The 15,166-nt window shown below is 71.5% G+C and carries 14 protein-coding genes; 9 read left to right on the forward strand and 5 right to left on the reverse strand.

All coding sequences use genetic code 11. The features are described 5' to 3' along the window. The 3 genes from ACK5IN_RS00940 to ACK5IN_RS00950 all read left to right on the forward strand — a co-directional run. The coding region (locus ACK5IN_RS00940; protein ID WP_416894359.1) for a GNAT family N-acetyltransferase at positions 1–323 on the forward strand (323 nt) is incomplete at its 5' end. Next, a complete protein-coding gene (gene tsaD / locus ACK5IN_RS00945; protein WP_416894360.1) occupies positions 323–1,375 on the forward strand; it encodes a tRNA (adenosine(37)-N6)-threonylcarbamoyltransferase complex transferase subunit TsaD in 1,053 nt (350 codons plus the stop codon). The genes ACK5IN_RS00940 and tsaD, both read left to right, overlap by 1 nt. After that, entirely contained in the window at positions 1,372–1,809 is a 438-nt protein-coding gene (locus ACK5IN_RS00950) for a hypothetical protein (RefSeq protein ID WP_416894361.1), read from the forward strand. Before tsaD ends, ACK5IN_RS00950 begins: the two co-directional genes overlap by 4 nt. A gap of 6 nt (positions 1,810–1,815) precedes the next feature. Here the strand turns inward: ACK5IN_RS00950 and ACK5IN_RS00955 are convergent, their stop codons facing one another. Then, complete coding sequence (locus tag ACK5IN_RS00955; RefSeq protein WP_416894362.1) at positions 1,816–3,003, reverse strand: THUMP-like domain-containing protein; 1,188 nt, start codon at positions 3,001–3,003, stop codon at positions 1,816–1,818. A gap of 169 nt (positions 3,004–3,172) precedes the next feature. On the opposite strand from ACK5IN_RS00955, the gene ACK5IN_RS00960 reads away from it, so the two are divergent. From ACK5IN_RS00960 to ACK5IN_RS00975, 4 genes are all read left to right on the forward strand, one after another. Beyond that, positions 3,173–4,210, forward strand: coding sequence for a hypothetical protein (locus tag ACK5IN_RS00960; protein WP_416894363.1), 1,038 nt, complete (start codon positions 3,173–3,175; stop codon positions 4,208–4,210). A 94-nt stretch (positions 4,211–4,304) separates the two neighbouring features. After that, positions 4,305–4,520, forward strand: a complete 216-nt coding sequence (locus ACK5IN_RS00965; protein WP_416894364.1) for a hypothetical protein — start codon at positions 4,305–4,307, stop codon at positions 4,518–4,520. Positions 4,521–4,592: 72 nt separating this feature from the next. Next, positions 4,593–6,440 (forward strand): dynamin family protein, encoded by a 1,848-nt coding sequence (locus ACK5IN_RS00970; protein ID WP_416894365.1) that lies wholly within the window; start codon positions 4,593–4,595, stop codon positions 6,438–6,440. Further along, a complete protein-coding gene (locus ACK5IN_RS00975) occupies positions 6,437–7,954 on the forward strand; it encodes a dynamin family protein (RefSeq protein ID WP_416894366.1) in 1,518 nt (505 codons plus the stop codon). Before ACK5IN_RS00970 ends, ACK5IN_RS00975 begins: the two co-directional genes overlap by 4 nt. Here ACK5IN_RS00975 and ACK5IN_RS00980 read toward each other — a convergent pair. From ACK5IN_RS00980 to ACK5IN_RS00995, 4 genes are read right to left on the reverse strand one after another with little or no spacing between them, the layout of a single operon-like run. Next, the gene (locus ACK5IN_RS00980) at positions 7,889–8,521 is read right to left on the reverse strand and encodes a hypothetical protein (protein ID WP_416894367.1); all 633 of its coding nucleotides are present in this window, start codon (positions 8,519–8,521) and stop codon (positions 7,889–7,891) included. The two genes, ACK5IN_RS00975 and ACK5IN_RS00980, sit on opposite strands and share 66 nt — an antisense overlap. After that, positions 8,518–9,306, reverse strand: coding sequence for an IniB N-terminal domain-containing protein (locus ACK5IN_RS00985; RefSeq protein ID WP_416894368.1), 789 nt, complete (start codon positions 9,304–9,306; stop codon positions 8,518–8,520). The genes ACK5IN_RS00980 and ACK5IN_RS00985 overlap by 4 nt, the downstream gene beginning before the upstream one ends. Positions 9,307–9,354: 48 nt before the next feature. After that, a complete protein-coding gene (locus tag ACK5IN_RS00990) occupies positions 9,355–11,847 on the reverse strand; it encodes a LuxR C-terminal-related transcriptional regulator (protein ID WP_416894369.1) in 2,493 nt (830 codons plus the stop codon). Between the two features lie 7 nt (positions 11,848–11,854). After that, positions 11,855–13,585, reverse strand: coding sequence for an Hsp70 family protein (locus ACK5IN_RS00995; RefSeq protein ID WP_416894370.1), 1,731 nt, complete (start codon positions 13,583–13,585; stop codon positions 11,855–11,857). A 252-nt stretch (positions 13,586–13,837) separates the two neighbouring features. Here ACK5IN_RS00995 and groES point away from each other — a divergent pair, with 252 nt between their 5' ends. Continuing rightward, the gene (groES, locus tag ACK5IN_RS01000) at positions 13,838–14,134 is read left to right on the forward strand and encodes a co-chaperone GroES (protein WP_416894371.1); all 297 of its coding nucleotides are present in this window, start codon (positions 13,838–13,840) and stop codon (positions 14,132–14,134) included. 87 nt (positions 14,135–14,221) lie between these two features. Continuing rightward, positions 14,222–15,154: an EamA family transporter RarD gene (gene rarD / locus ACK5IN_RS01005; protein WP_416894372.1), complete on the forward strand. Its 933-nt coding sequence runs from the start codon at positions 14,222–14,224 to the stop codon at positions 15,152–15,154. Positions 15,155–15,166: the final 12 nt, after the last annotated feature.

The following is a 15,166-nucleotide window of genomic DNA, read 5'->3' on the forward strand; positions in this document are numbered from 1 at the left end:
GGGGTCGCGGACGCGCACTGCTCGAGGCGCTCTTGGTCGAGGCATCCCGTCGTTCTGTCCGTGACATGTTCCTCGAGGTGCGCGCCGACAACCCTGTCGCGCAGGCGCTGTACGCCTCGGAGGGATTCGCCGAGATCGGCCGCAAGCCGCGGTACTACCAGCCCGACGACGTCGACGCCGTCGTCATGAAGCTCGATCTGCGTGGGTGGGCCGCGGAGCGCGTCACAACTCAGGACGAAACCGCGTCCGGCGGTGAGTCGCCCGCTGCGGCGCGCGATCAGCCTGAATTGCGGGCCACGACAGCGGGCAAGGGATGGTGCTGATGAACCGCGACGAACCTCTCGTTCTCGGCATCGAGACGAGCTGCGACGAGACCGGCATCGGCATCGTGCGCGGCCGCACGCTGCTGGCCAACACGATCGCCAGCAGCATGGACGAGCACGCCCGCTACGGCGGCGTCGTGCCCGAGGTGGCCGCGCGCGCACACCTCGAGGCGCTGCGGCCGACGATCGAGACGGCGCTGCGCGAGGCATCCGTCTCTTTCCGCGACCTCGACGCGATCGCCGTGACCTCTGGCCCGGGCCTCGCGGGCGCGCTGATGGTCGGCATCGGTGCCGCCAAGGCGCTCGCGGTGTCGCTCGGAAAGCCCCTGTACGCGGTGAACCACCTGGTCGGCCACATCGCCGCCGACATCGTGGATGCCACGGCCCCGCCGATCGAGTACCCCACCGTGGCACTGCTCGTGTCGGGCGGGCACACGTCGCTGCTGCTCGTGCGCGACCTCGCCTCCGACGTCGAGCTGCTCGGCGAGACGATGGACGACGCCGCCGGTGAGGCCTTCGACAAGGTCGCGCGGCTGCTCGGCCTGCCCTACCCGGGCGGACCCGAGATCGACCGTGCCGCCGCCACGGGCGACTCGGCCGCGATCGCGTTCCCGCGCGGACTGTCGCGGGCCTCCGACCTGGCTGCTCATCGCTACGACTTCTCGTTCTCGGGACTGAAGACCGCGGTGGCGCGGTGGGTTCAGGCAGCAGAGCACGTGCCGGTGGCCGATGTCGCGGCGAGCTTCCGTGAGGCGGTGGTGGACGTGCTGGTCACCAAGGCACTCGCCGCGTGCGCCGATCACGACGTGCCCCGGCTGCTGCTCGGCGGTGGCGTGATCGCGAACCGTCGTCTGCGCGAGGTGGCGATAGAGCGGGCGGATGCCGCCGGCATCACCGTGCGGATCCCGCCGCTGTCGCTGTGCACCGACAACGGCGCGATGATCGCCGCACTGGCCGCCGAGCTCATCGCCGAGGGCCGGCCGCCGTCGACCCTTGCGTTCGGAGCCGACTCGACCCTTCCGGTCACCGAGATCCAGGTGGCAGTGTCATGAGCACCCCGAGTGACCCCGCCGCACACGAGCCGCCGCTGGTGGCGCAGGCACCCGACGCTCCCCGGGTTCCCGGCACGCCCCGGGAACGGTTCGACCGGCTGCCCACCGCCGCCGTACCCACCCAATCGCAGTCCGGGCCCGCCGAGGACGGCAGCGGAGCCGACGTGCTGCCCGCGTGGATGCCGCCGCCCGAACCCGCGCGCCCCCGCCGGGGGTCGGCCGGCTGGGCGCTCGCGTTCTCGATCCTGGCGCTGATCGTGTCGCTGTTCGTCGGGTGGGGGCTGCCGCTCGGGCTGGTCGGCATCGTCGGCGCGGTATTCGCGATGCGCCGCCCGTGGGAGAGCCGTGCCGTCGCCGTCTGGGCGCTGGTGCTCGGCTGCTCCGCGACCCTGTACAGCGCCGGCTGGCTGGTGTGGGCCGCCGGCCGCATGTGATGCGGGCTACACCCGGTCGGCGAGGATCGCCAGCCGCTTCGCGCCCACCCGGGTGACGATCAGGGTCGCCGACCGGTCACCGTTGAGGGTGAGCCGGCGGCGGAACTGTGCCGGGTCGATGTCGACGCCGCGCTTCTTGATCTCGAGCGTGCCGACGCCGTGCGCCCGCAGCGCTGCATCGATGCGCGGGACCTTCGCGGGCATCGTCTCGCGCACCCGGAAGGACTGCACGAACGGGCTCGTCAGCGGCGCATCCGAGGTGAGGTAGGCGATGCGCGGGTCGAGCATGCCGGCCTCGAGCGATCGGGCGACCTCGCCGATCAGCCGAGCGCGGATCACGGCACCATCGGGTTCGTGCACGTACGCACCGAGCGCGCGCACCGGTTCGTCGGGGGCGTCGGCCGGGGCCGTGAGCTCGTGTGCCCCATCGCCGCGCAGCACCAGGGCGGCGCGGCGCACGCCGGGGCGCGCCAGCGCACCCGACCACAGTGCCAGCTCGACCACCGAGCCGTCGGCGCTCACCCACTGCGCCTCGACGTCGCCGGGGATCTCTGCCCGATCGAACGCCGGGCCGAGCTTGACGCCCGCCGGGTGCCGCGCGGCGACACCGAAGACCCAGTCCAGCGGCGGTGTGTATTCGGCCGCGCGCACGCGGGCGGTCTCGGTGTGGCCCGCCGTGCGACGTGCCGGGTCGATCCAGGCACCGTCGCCGTCGGCGAGGGCGACGTCTTCGGCCCGGCCGTGACGCACCTCGGTCTCGTCGCGGAACGGGGCGAGATTGAACGCGGCCAGCGCTGCCGTCACCTCGTCGGCGTCCACCGCGAGCACGGGCAGGCCCGCCGCGGCGAACGCCAGTGCGTCGCCCCCGATGCCGCAGCCGAGGTCGACCACGCGGGGAACCCCCGCGTCGCGCAAGCGCCGGGCGTGGACGGCGGCCACCGGCATCCGGGTCGCCTGTTCCAGCCCCGCCGGCGTGAACAGCAGCCGGTCTGCGAACGCCCCGAACTTGGCTCGTGCCCGCACGCGCAGCCGCGCCTGACCGACCACCGCCGACACCAGCTCGGGGGAGTGGCCGGCTGCGCGCAACCCGGACACCTCGCGGGTGACGTCGGCCGTGGAGTCGATGTCGGGCATGCCCGCGAGCAGGTCCAGACCCTCCGGGGTCAGCAGCGCCGTCAACTCCGCGACATCCATCGCGCCAGCATACGGGCACATCTCTCTGCCGGACCCATACCCGGAGGGCACCCCCCGCAATCCCCCCATCGGCCCCCCGGGGTTCCGGGGGGACCCCCGATGCCGAGGCGGGGCGTGAAGCGAAGACTCTTCTCGACAGGCCATCCGAGATCTGAAAGAGGGAAGAGCCATGGCTGACATGAACAACAACCTGTTGGGGGTTCAGACCGTCGTCGACGACGTTCTGTCCAACAACGACCTGCTGTCGGGGAACACTGACAACACGGACAACTCCGACAAGAACTCGTACAACGACACCAACTCGTTCAACGACACGGATTCGCACGACGACAACAACTCGTACAACGACACCAACTCGTACAACGACACCGACTCGAACAACGACAACTCGGTCCACGACTCGGGCAACCAGACGCTCTTCAACTCGGCGAACGACAACTCGATCAACGCGGGCGTGCGGCAGTACAACCTCGGCTTCGACGACATCAACATCGTCGGCAGCGCCGGTCACGGCGGGGGCTCGCTGGCCGGGGCGATGGGCGGCGGCGGCGGCTCGATCGACATCGACAACCGTTCGACGAACGTCGACCAGTCCGTCAACCAGAACATCACAGCGGCGGCCGGCAACGGCGGCGCAGCGGTCGCGCTCGGCGGACTCGCCGGCGGCGGCGACGGCGGCGGCGGCGGACTCGCCGGCGGCAACGGTGGAGGGGACGGCGACGGCGGAACCGGCGTCGGAGTCGGAGTCGGCGGCGGCCTGCTCGGCGTCGGAGGCGTCGGCGTCGGAGTCGGCGGAGAGTCGGACGGCGGCGACGGCGGCATCTCGCTGGCCGGCGGCGGCGGGGACGGTGACGGCGGCGACGGCGGCGGCGGGTTCGCGGTCGGCGGTGACGCCAGCGGCGGCAACGTCAGCCAGTGGATCGGCAACGACGCGGTGGTCGCCTCCGGCGACAACTCCGTGGCGGCGGGGGACGACGCCTGGGTCGACAACTCGACGTTCGAGATGAAGCTCGGCGACGTGGCGATCGGGAACACGACGGGGTCGTACAACGACGACTACGACTTCTCGGACCACTGGAACATCGACGTCGACGATGCGTTCAACGACAACTCGGTCGACAACTCGACTGATGTCGACGTCGAACTCGAGAACGTCAACCTTCTCAGCCCGGGAGCGGTCGCAGGCGAGATCGAGCTCGAGTTCTGAGGCGCGCAGCTCTGCCCGGCTGCCCCCACGGGGGCGGTCGGGCAGCATCGCTGCAGTATCGCCAGGAGCCGCAGAGGCATAGGATCGGCGCAGGATGCTCCCCGAAGATGCTCGTGTGGACGACGAGGGATCGTACCCGGCCCCCGCCGTCTCCGACATGTTCGCGCCCGGTGACGACCTCTTCCGCACCGAGTTCGAGAACGTGGACACGTCGGTCTGGGATGTCGATGCCGATCTGATCTGGGGCGAGGACTTCCCGCCCCCCGTGGACGGTGCAGAGCCCGGTGTCGGCCTCGACCTCCCCATCTGAGCCGGCACCCGCGGTCCGTGCGGCGGGCACCCTCCGCCGCACGGACCGCACCCCCGGGAGAAGTGAGAGCGTATGAGCGACGCTGCACGCAGGGACTCGATGCAACAGACGGTGCGCGAGACGCGCGAGCTGGCCGCCGCGGCCGGTCGCGACGACCTCGCCGCGCACCTCGACGCGACAGGTCGCCGCCTGAGCGACCCGGACGTGCGCGTGCTCGTCGTCGGCGAGTTCAAGCAGGGCAAGAGCAAGCTCATCAACGCACTCGTCAATGCACCCGTGTGCCCCGTCGACGACGACGTCGCCACCAGCGTGTCGACTGCGGTGGGGTATGCGCCCGAGGCATCCGCATCCGTGCTCATCCGCCCCGACGACCCGGCCGGCACGGCGCAGCGGCAGCCCATCGCGCTCGAGGCGATCGCCGATTTCGTGTCGGAGAACGGCAATCCGGGCAACGCCCGCCGTATCGTCGAGGCCGAGGTGCTGCTGCCCCGCGAGATCCTCAAGGGTGGGCTGAGGCTGGTCGACTCGCCCGGGGTCGGCGGGCTCGAGTCGTTCCACGCCCTCGAGACGCTGTCGGCGCTGTCGACCGCGCACGCGGTGCTGCTGGTGTCCGACGCCTCGCAGGAGTACACCGAGCCCGAGGTGCAGCTGCTGCGGCACGCGCTGCGCATGTCGCCGAACGTCGCGGCGGTTCTCGCCAAGACCGATCTGTACCCGACGTGGCGCGAGATCGAGGCGATCGACCGCAGTCATCTCGGCGACGTGGGCCCGGTGCCGATCTTCTCGGTGTCGAGCGATCTGCGCCTGCTCGCCGCAGAGCTGCGGGATGCGCGCCTCAACGACGAGTCGGGGTTCCCCGCCCTGGTCGCTCACCTGCGGCGCGATGTGCTCGGGCGTGCCGAGTTCATCCACGAACGTGCCGCTGCGCACGACCTGGCATCGGTGATCGACCAGCTGCGGATGACGCTCAGCACCGAGCTGAACGGCATCCTGCACCCGGAGGACACGCCTCGCATGGTCGCGCAGCTCGAAGCGGCCAAGGAGCGCGCCGAAGAGTTCCGCAGCCGATCGGCGCGGTGGCAGATCACCCTGTCGGACGGCATCACGGACCTGATCGCCGACATGGAGCACGACCTGCGCGATCGACTGCGGGCGGTGCAGCGCGAGGCCGAGGCGGCCATCGAAGAGGGCGACCCCGGCCCGATCTGGGAGCAGTTCACCGAGTGGCTCGAGCAGCGCACGGTCGCCGTGATCTCTGAGACCTTCGTGTGGACCGAGGAGCGTTCCCGGTGGCTGGCCGAAGAGGTCTCCGAGCTGTTCACGAAGGACGGCACCCGGGTTCCGACGATCGAGGTCGGCGACATCCGTGGGGTGCTCGATCCGGTCAGCGCCCCGCCCGGCATCGAGTCGGGGCAGATGGGCGCGGGCGAGAAGATTTACATCGGCGTGCGTGGATCGTACGGCGGCGTGCTCATGGTGGGCCTTGCCACGGGGCTGATCGGCCTGGCGCTGATCAACCCGCTCTCGCTGCTGGCGGGCGTTCTGGTGGGGCGGCGTGCCTATCGCGAAGACATGTCGTCGCGCCTGTCGCGACGCCGGTTCGAGGCGAAGAACCAGGTGCGACGCTACATCGACGACGTCACCTTCCAGGTCGGCAAGCAGCTGAAGGATCGGCTGCGGCTGGTGCAGCGCACAGCGCGCGATCACTTCGGTGCGCTCGCCGACGAGCTGCACCAGTCGGTGACGCAGGCGCTGAACGCGGCGCGCGACTCGGCAACGGTCTACACGGCCTCGCGTGACGAGCGGATCGCGGCGCTGCGCGCCCAGCTCGACAGGCTTGACGGGCTGAGTGCCGAACTGCCCGCGGCCCCCGAGCCGACCGCGGCGGTGGCTGCGCGTTCTCCGGGCGACGTGCCGTGACCGCCGACCCGGGGCACGAGGCGGGCGAGTTGCTGCGCACCGCGCGTGCCGTGTACGGCGGCGACGCGGTGGCGACGGCCGTCATCGACGAGCTCGAGCGCCGTCGCAACGAGCCGCTGCGCCTCGCGATCGCGGGGATGGTGAAGGCTGGAAAGTCGACGCTGCTCAACGCCCTGCTGGGCGAGCAGATCGCCCCGACCGACGCGGGCGAGTGCACGCGGGTGGTCACGTGGTACCGGTACGCGCAGGTGCCGACGGTGACGATGCACCTCACATCGGGGGAGGAACGAAGGATGCGGGTGCGTCGCCGTGACGACCGGCTGGTGTTCGACCTCGGCGACACGCCCGCAGAGGATGTGGCGTTTCTCGACGTCGGCTGGCCGATCAGCGCATTGCGCTCGGTGATCCTCATCGACACGCCCGGCATCGCGTCGCTGTCCGCCGACACCTCGGCCCGTGCCGCGGGGTTCCTCGCCCCGGCGGACTCGGCGACGGCGGCCGACGCGGTCATCTATTTGATGCGGCACCTGCACCCGGCCGACCTGAAGTTCCTCGAGGCGTTCCGCGACACGGCCGCGGGCGCGTGGCAGACGGTGTGCGCGGTCGGCGTGCTGTCGCGCGCCGACGAGATCGGGTCGGGGCGCATCGACTCGCTGCTGTCGGCGCGCAAGGTGGCGGCGCGGTACGAGCAACAGGGTCACCTGGCCTCGCTGGTGCTGGGTGCGCTGCCGGTGGCCGGCCTCGTGGCCCAGGCGGCGCGGACGCTGCGCGAAGACGAGTACATGGCGTTCGTGCGGTTGGCCGCCCTCGACCGGGAAGCCCGGGAGCTGCTGCTGGTCTCGGCGGACCGATTCACCGGGCCGTCCGATGCGGTCGAGCTGACGTCGCGCGAGCGCACCGACCTGCTCGACAGGTTCGGCATCTTCGGCATCCGCCTGGCGACCGCGCTCATCCGGGGCGGGGCCGGGTCGTCGTCGGCGCTGGCCGAGCAGCTGGTGGCGCAGAGCGGCGTGCACGAGCTGCAGGGATTCCTACGCGAGCAGTTCCGCTCGCGCGCGGCGGTGCTGAAGGTGCGCGGCATCCTGATGGGGCTCGAGAAGCTGCTGGACGAGCGTCCGCGCGACGACGCGCAGCCGATCCGCGACGGTATCGAGCGCCTCTCCGCGGGCTCGCACGCGCTGCGCGAGTTGTCGCTGCTGGCGGCCATGCGCGGTGGCGACGTCCCGCTGCCGGAGGCGACGGTCGCCGAGGCGCAGCGGATCCTCGGCGCCGACGGCACGCCGCCCACCCGGCGGCTGGGCCTGGCCGACGACGCGAGCCCGGGGCAGCTGCAGGAGGCGGCGGATGCGCTGCTGGCCTCGTGGCGTCGCCGCAGCGCGAACCCGCTCACCGAGCGTGCCGGTGTCGCCGCGTGCCACACGGTGCTGCGCACCCTGGCGCAGGTGCGGTCAGAAGCCGCCGTCGGAGCCGCCGACGGGCCCGGAGACGGGGCGCAGGTCGTACTGCCGGGCTGACCAGGTGATGGCCTTCGGCAGCACACTGAACAGCAGCGCGATCGCCACCAGGCCGCACAGCAGGGCGAGCAGCGGGAACAGCACCTCGCCGCGGTCGCCGACGGCCACCAGTTCCCGCGAAACCAGCAGCAGGCACAGCGACAGCATCCAGGTGGCGAACTGCCACCACCGGATGCGTCGACGCCGCCCCATGAACGACACGAGCAGCACGATCTGCGCGAGCACGATGATGACCAGCGTGGTGAAGAACACCCAGAAGACGATGTCGGCCGCCGACGCGTAGGTCGCGTCGGTGCGACCCTCGGTGACCGCCTCCACGCGGTCGGCGATGAGCGGCAACTGGTCGGAGCGGATGATGAACGAGTAGACCGCCACGAATCCCCCGATCGCGATCGCGAGGATCCAGAAGAACTGCGAGACGCGGATGGATGCCGGGGGCGGCACGTTCGCGATGATCGGCGCCGTGGTCGGGCGCACCACGAGCGGACGCTCCGGCACGGTCCGCCCGGTGAGGGCAGGCCGCCCGGTCGCCGCCGTCGACGAGGGGCCGTCCATGTCGGTGCTCACTGATCCTCAACGATCTCCTCAGGGTACGCCTCGGGTTCGGGTGCCGTCAGCGGCCGGTCGGCATCGCCGTCGTCGGTGGCCGTGAGGTCGGTCATGAGCGGCTCGGGCTCCGGTGCGGCCAGCGCTGCAGCCGCTTCCGGCTCCGGTGCGGCCAGCGCGGCAGCCGCTTCCGGCTCCGGGGCGGACTCCGCGGCAGCCGCTTCCGGCTCCGGGGTGGACTCCGCGCCGCCGCTCGTCGACAGGCCCACGTTCCCACTGTGCTCGATGCTCACCTCGACGGTGTCGGACGCATCGACCTCGTCGTTGTAGCTGTCGGTCGTGTTGCCGATCGCCACGTCACCGACCGTGACATCGGTGTCGGACTGGTCGAGCAGGGCATCGTCGCCAGCGGCCACGGAGTTGTCGCCCGAGGCCGCGATCGCGGACTGGTCGAAGACCTGGGTGACGTCGCCGCCCTCGGTCCAGATGTTCTGGTTCGTGGACTGATCGATGAGCGTCGACCGGTTGTCGATGGTCGTGAACTGGTTCACGATGTTCGAGATCTCTTCGATGACGTTGTCGGGCGGCGGCGGAGGGGTCGGCGGATTGACCGGTTGCACGCTGTGGTGGTCGATGATGACGGGCTTCACCGCGCGCACGTCGGCCGGGCACGCGTCGGCGACGCCGGCCGCCGCCATCGCCGCCTCCGGTTGGGCGTGGAATCCCTCGGCCGCTGCAGGGTCGCGCAGCAGGCTCAGAATGAAGGCGATCAGCGCATCGGCGATGGTCTCAACAGCTGTAGTCATTTTCGGCCCCCTTGACCAGAAGTCAGCGGTTTACGCGATATTCCGAGGCTATGCAGGTGCGGACCTGGCGGAATCGGGGGCAACCCCGATTCCGCCAGGGGGCGGGACGGGGGAATCCTCGCCGAGCAGCACCCGCAGCTTGGCGATGAGGTCCGAGCGCGAGTCTGCGCCGAGTCGACGCCGGATGTGGGCGATGTGGTGCTCGGCGGTGCGTGGCGAGATGAAGATGGCGGCGCCGATCTCGGCATACGTGTGCCCCCGCACGACGAGCCGGGCCACCTCGAGCTCGCGTTCGCTCAGCGCGGCGTCGGGTGCGCCGTCGCTCGGATCGCGTGCGACGTCGGTGGGGTGCAGCTCCCGGGCGCAGGCCAGTAGGCGGGCCGAGACGCGGCGGTCATCTGCGCGACCGGCGCCGTAGCCGGCCAGGCGTGCGGCGTCCCAGGCGAGCCCGACCGCCGCCAGGTCGGAGGCCGCCGCCTCGATGGCGTCGACGTCGACCGTTCCCGACAGCACCGCGGTCCACACCCGGCCTGCCCGTGCCATCGCGTGCGCCACGGGGCACGTCGCTCCGGCGGCGACGAGGGCGTGCGCGTGGGGGGCGAGGTCGTCGGGGCGATTGAGCAGGATGCCGCGTTGCACGCCCGCCCACCGTATGTGCGCCGACCATAGGGGCGTGCCGAGCCGCTCGACGAGGGCGATAGCGGCATCGAGGGCCTCCTGCACGAGCTCGATCTCGCCGACCTTCGCCGCGGAGCACACGAGCTCGGTCAGCGGAGCCAGCAGGAACAGGTCGAAGTCGATGCGCATGATGCCGCGGCGGGCGCGCTGCCAGGCGGCGGTGAGCCCGGCGGCATCCGCGTATCGCCTGGCCAGCCCGACCCGCACCGCATCGGCGAGCACGGCGTCCCGTGGGCTCAGCGGCGACGCGTCGGCCTCGGCGGTGGCTTCCGCGAGGGCGCTGTTCGCTTCGGCGGGCTGCGCGCGCTGCATCGCGATCCAGGCGCGCCACAGCAGCAGCCGACGCTGAGCCCAGGGGCCGCCGTGCCCCGCGCCGATCGCGTCGTCGATCACGGCCCGGGCGGCCTCGAGGTCGCCCATCGCGATCGCCGCCGTCGCCGCGACGACGGCCGGGAGCTCGGGGACGTGCGCCGTCGTGCCCGACGCGGAATACATCTCGGCGGCGCGCACGAGGTCGACCAGGGCCGGCCGTGCTCGCCCGTGCACGGTCTCGGCCAGTCCGCGGCGCAGCAGCCCGATCGCCACGGCGAGGGTCGTCGGGCCGCCGTCATCGGTGGCGGGTGCCAGCATCCGGCCGACGGCGAATGCGGCGAGCTGCGATGCCGCACCGCCGTCATCGGGTGCCGCGGCATCCGCGTGCGTCATCTGGCCGCGTGCCGCCCACGTGGCCGCGGCGATGTCCGCGAGCCCCACCGTGGCCGTCGCCGCGCCGTCGGCGAGCCGGGCGGCCTCATCGAGGCGCCCGGCGCCGAAGGCGGCCCGCGCGCGGGCCTCGCGCAGCTGCTCGGCATCGGCCCCGCACTCGACGGCGAGCGCATACAGGGCGGCGGCGCGCGCGGGGTGGGTGTCCAGCAGCTGGTCCGCCTCCCGCGCGAGCGCCGCCGCCACGGCGGGGCTGTGCACGCGGGCGAGCCACTCGCGCGTGTCGGCATCGCCGGCTGCGGTGGCATGCGCGAGCCCCGCCGCCAGCTGCGCGCTCAGCTCGGCCACGACACGGGGAGGGGTGATCGCGCGCACCGTGGCGCGCACGATCGGTGCCGGTTGCCCACTCCGCAGCAGCAGGCCCTCCGCGTACCCGCGGATCATCAGGTCGTCGGGCTCGGCGTCGATCAGCGACGCGGTCTGCAGCGACGAGACGAGGCAGCGAGCCTGGATGCCACGGCGCAGTGCGGGATCCAAGCGATCCATGCGGTGCGCGATCTGCTCGCCGAGCATCCGCGACAGCTCGCGGTGATCGGGGTCGCCGGCGCAGTCGCGCTCGTCGTGCGCACGCAGTGCTGCGTCGACCAGCCACGAGATGCCGCCGGTCGCATTGAGGATGAAGTCGACGCATGGCGGTGCGACGGTGCGGTCGTCGGCCTCCATGTGCGCAAGCAGGTCGGAGCGGGACACGTGACCCAGCACGATGGCGGGGTGCACGCGCTCGAGCGCTTCGGCGATGCGGTTCCCCTGCGGCGTGTGCGGGCCCGGTCTTGTCGCGACGATCAGTCCCGCCGCGGGGTCTTCGGCGCGGGCGCCGACTCGGGTCAGCTGCTCCTTCGACATCAGGTGCAGATCGTCGACGAGCAGCACGTGCGACCGCGGCATCTGTGCGTTTCCGACGTCGCGGCTCGAGACGATGCTGGCGTGCCGCGCTCCGTCGGTCAGGGTGCGGTGCAGACGGTGCAGCAGTGCGGTCTTTCCCGAGCCGGCGTTGCCGACCACCAGCCCGCACGCGGCGCCGTCGGACGCGGTGAGTGCATTGAGTGCCGTGCGCACGAGCCGCTCGGACAGGAGCGGAGGGGCGTCGCGGAGAGTCGTCATCGGTGGATCACTCCAGGGGCGGAGACGGGGCCGGGTCGGGATCGGGCGCCGGGTCCGGCGGCGGGGCGCTCGGTGCGGGGTCGGGGGGTGTGGGGTCCGCAGGTGTGGGGTCGGTGGGTGTGGGGTCGGCGGGTGCGGGGTCGGCGGGTGCGGGGTCGGCGGGTGTGGGGTCGGCGGGTGTGGGGTCGGCGGGTGTGGGGTCCGCAGGTGCGGGGGCGACAGGTGCCGGTGACGAGCCCGTCGGGGACGATGCCGGGGCGTTGGCCGGCGACTGCGACGGAGTGGATGCCTGCTGCCGTGGCGTCGATCGCGGCGGCGTCGATCCCACCCGCGGGGTGTTGCGCGCAGTGTCTCCGGGTCGGTCCCGCAGTGGCGTGTACGCACCGGGGGGATCGGCGCTCGGAGCCTCGGACACGCTCGACTCGGGCTCGATGGCTGCCGCGCCCTCGGGCTGGAAGACGGGCGTCCAGACGATGTCGTCGGCGTCGGCGGGGGGTGTGCGGGAGGCACCGGATCCCGCGGTCAGCGTGCTGCCCATCACGATCGCACCGGCGATGATCATCGCCGCGGCGACGAGCCACAGCGGCGAGCTGCGCCGCACGGCAACGGCGATTTCGCGCGGGGCGGCGGGAACGGGTGCATCCGCCGCGACCACCGGCTCGGCGTCGACCGCCAGTGCACGGTTGTTCGCCGCGATGAGCGCGGTGCGGGCGGCACCGAGGGCGATCGCGGTGCGCGGGTCGGTGTCGACGGCCAGCGGGCGATCGAAGCGTTCCGAGAGCCGCTGCGCGACCAGCGGAATCCGCGACGAGCCGCCGACGAGCACGATGCGCTCGAGTGCGTCGTGCTCGAGCGATGCGTTCTCGCACGCGGTGTCGAGCGTGTCCGCCGTGCGATCGATCGACGCACTGATCATGTGCTCGAACTCCCGTCGCGTGAGCCGCACCGTCGCGTGCTCGGAGGACACGAGCACCGGCACCGTCGCATCGGAGTCGAACGAGAGCGCCTCCTTCGCGTCGACGCACTCTCGTCGCAGCTGCACCAGCGCCATCGCGGGATCGCCGGTATCCAGGGCTGCACGGTCGATTGCGGCGCGCGAGAGCACATGGCGCAGCACGGCGTCGTCGAAGTCGGCGCCGCCCAGATCTGCGATGCCGACCGAGGCGGTGGGCGCCCGCAGCCCGCCGTCCGGATCCTTGCGCAGCACCACCGCGTCGAAGGTTCCGCCGCCCAGGTCGTACACCGCGAGGTGCTGGCCGGCGTCGAGCGGGTGCGTCGCCTCGTAGGCGCGCGCTGCGGCTTCGGGCTCCGAGATCGTCATGATGTCGTGGATGCCGCACTCGGCCAGTGCCGCCTCGATCACGCCGAGCCGGTGCGCCCCCCACGATGCGGGGTGCGTCACCGAGACGACATCCGGCGAGCGGCCCTCGAGTTCGGTCGCCGACTGCACGACGAACTCGACGGTGCGCGCGTACAGCTGCGCCGGCGTCAGGGTGAGCCCGCCCACCGCGTACGGCACGGCGTCGCCGATGCCGCGTTTGAACTCCCGGATCAGTCGCTCCGGCTGTGTCAGGCCGCGCCGCTCTGCGGCATCGCCGAAGAGCAGCTCGCCGTCGTCGCACACGAAGACCGCGCTGGGGGCGCTGTCGGTGTTGCGCCCGAGGGGGAGTGGAGCGACCCCGATGCTCCCGTCATCCGCGATACGGGCGGTTGCGGCCTCGATGCGGCTCGTACCCACATCGACCGCTAGTGAGATTGATTGCATCGGCGCTGTCCAGTCCCCCGAAGAACACGACTTGCCTCCCCGAGGGTCATTAAACCACTGCGTGTGTGATATGGGAAGAGGGGTCTCAGTGCACCGAACCAGTGCGCGGCGAACAACGTTGGCACTCACGTTGCGCGAGTGCCAACTCTTGCCTAAACTTGAGTTAGCACTCTCCAGGTGCGGGTGCTAACGAGTCTTTCCAGATCCTTAAGAAAGAGGTAGACCGTGTCGGTTTCCATCAAGCCGCTCGAGGACCGCATCGTCATCAAGCAGGTCGACGCTGAGCAGACCACGTCCAGCGGTCTGGTCATCCCCGACACCGCGAAGGAGAAGCCCCAGGAGGGCGAGGTCATCGCGGTGGGCCCCGGGCGTATCGACGACAACGGCAACCGCGTCCCCGTCGACGTGACCGTCGGCGACCGCGTGCTCTACAGCAAGTATGGCGGCACCGAGGTGAAGTTCGGTGCCGACGAGTACCTCGTGCTCTCGGCCCGCGATGTCCTCGCGGTGGTCGTGCGCTGACAGAGCGATTCAACAGGACCCGGATGCCTCAGGCATCCGGGTCCTTCACTTTCTGCGCCGCCGCCCGCGCGGCTCTAGGCTTGAGCGGTGAGCCGTCTCTCGTCGCGCGCCGTCGGTGCGGTGTGCGCCTTCGCCGCGTATCTGCTGTGGGGGCTGTTTCCGCTCTACTTCCTCGCCCTCGAGCCCAGTGGACCCTGGGAGATCGTGTCGTGGCGCGTCGTGCTCACGCTCGTGGTGTGCCTCGTGCTGCTCACCCTCGTGCGCGGCTGGGCGGCGCTGGCCCGCGTCGCGCGGCGGCCCCGGCTGCTCGTTCTGACGGCGCTGGCCGGCACGCTCGTCTTCGTGAACTGGGGCGTGTACCTCCTCGCCGTGCTGACCGGCCATGTGGTGGAGGCGAGCCTCGGCTACTTCATCAACCCGATCGTCACCGTGCTGCTGGCGGTACTCGTACTGCGTGAGCGGCTGCGCCTCGCGCAGTGGATCGCGGTGGGCGTCGCGCTGGTGGCGGTGCTGGTGATCGTCGTCGGGTACGGCGAGTTCCCGTGGTTCTCGTTCGTGCTGGCCATCACGTTCGGCTTCTACGGGCTCGTCAAGAGCCATATCGGCCCGTCCGTCGACGCCGTCAGCGGTCTGGCGCTCGAGACCGCGTGGCTGACTCCGGTCGCCATCGGCGTGCTCCTCTGGGTCGGCGCGACGTCGGGTCTGACGATGGGCGAGCTCGGGCCCGGGCACGCCGTGCTGCTCTCGCTGGCCGGCGTGGTGACGGCGGCGCCGCTGCTGCTGTTCGCCGCCGCTGCGCGCCGCACGCCGCTGAGCATCATCGGCCTGCTGCAGTTCCTCACCCCGATCATGCAGTTCCTCATCGGAGTGTGGCTGCTGCACGAGGCAATGCCCGTGGAGCGCTGGATCGGGTTCGCCCTGGTGTGGGTCAGCCTCGTCGTGCTCACCGTCGACCAGTTCGTCGTCGCCCGCCGTGCCCGCACACCGCGCGGTGTCGCGGACGTCACCGAGCCGATATAACGATTCGGTCGC

The organism is Microbacterium sp., from assembly GCF_047971895.1.
Classification (GTDB): Bacteria; Actinomycetota; Actinomycetes; order Actinomycetales; family Microbacteriaceae; genus Microbacterium.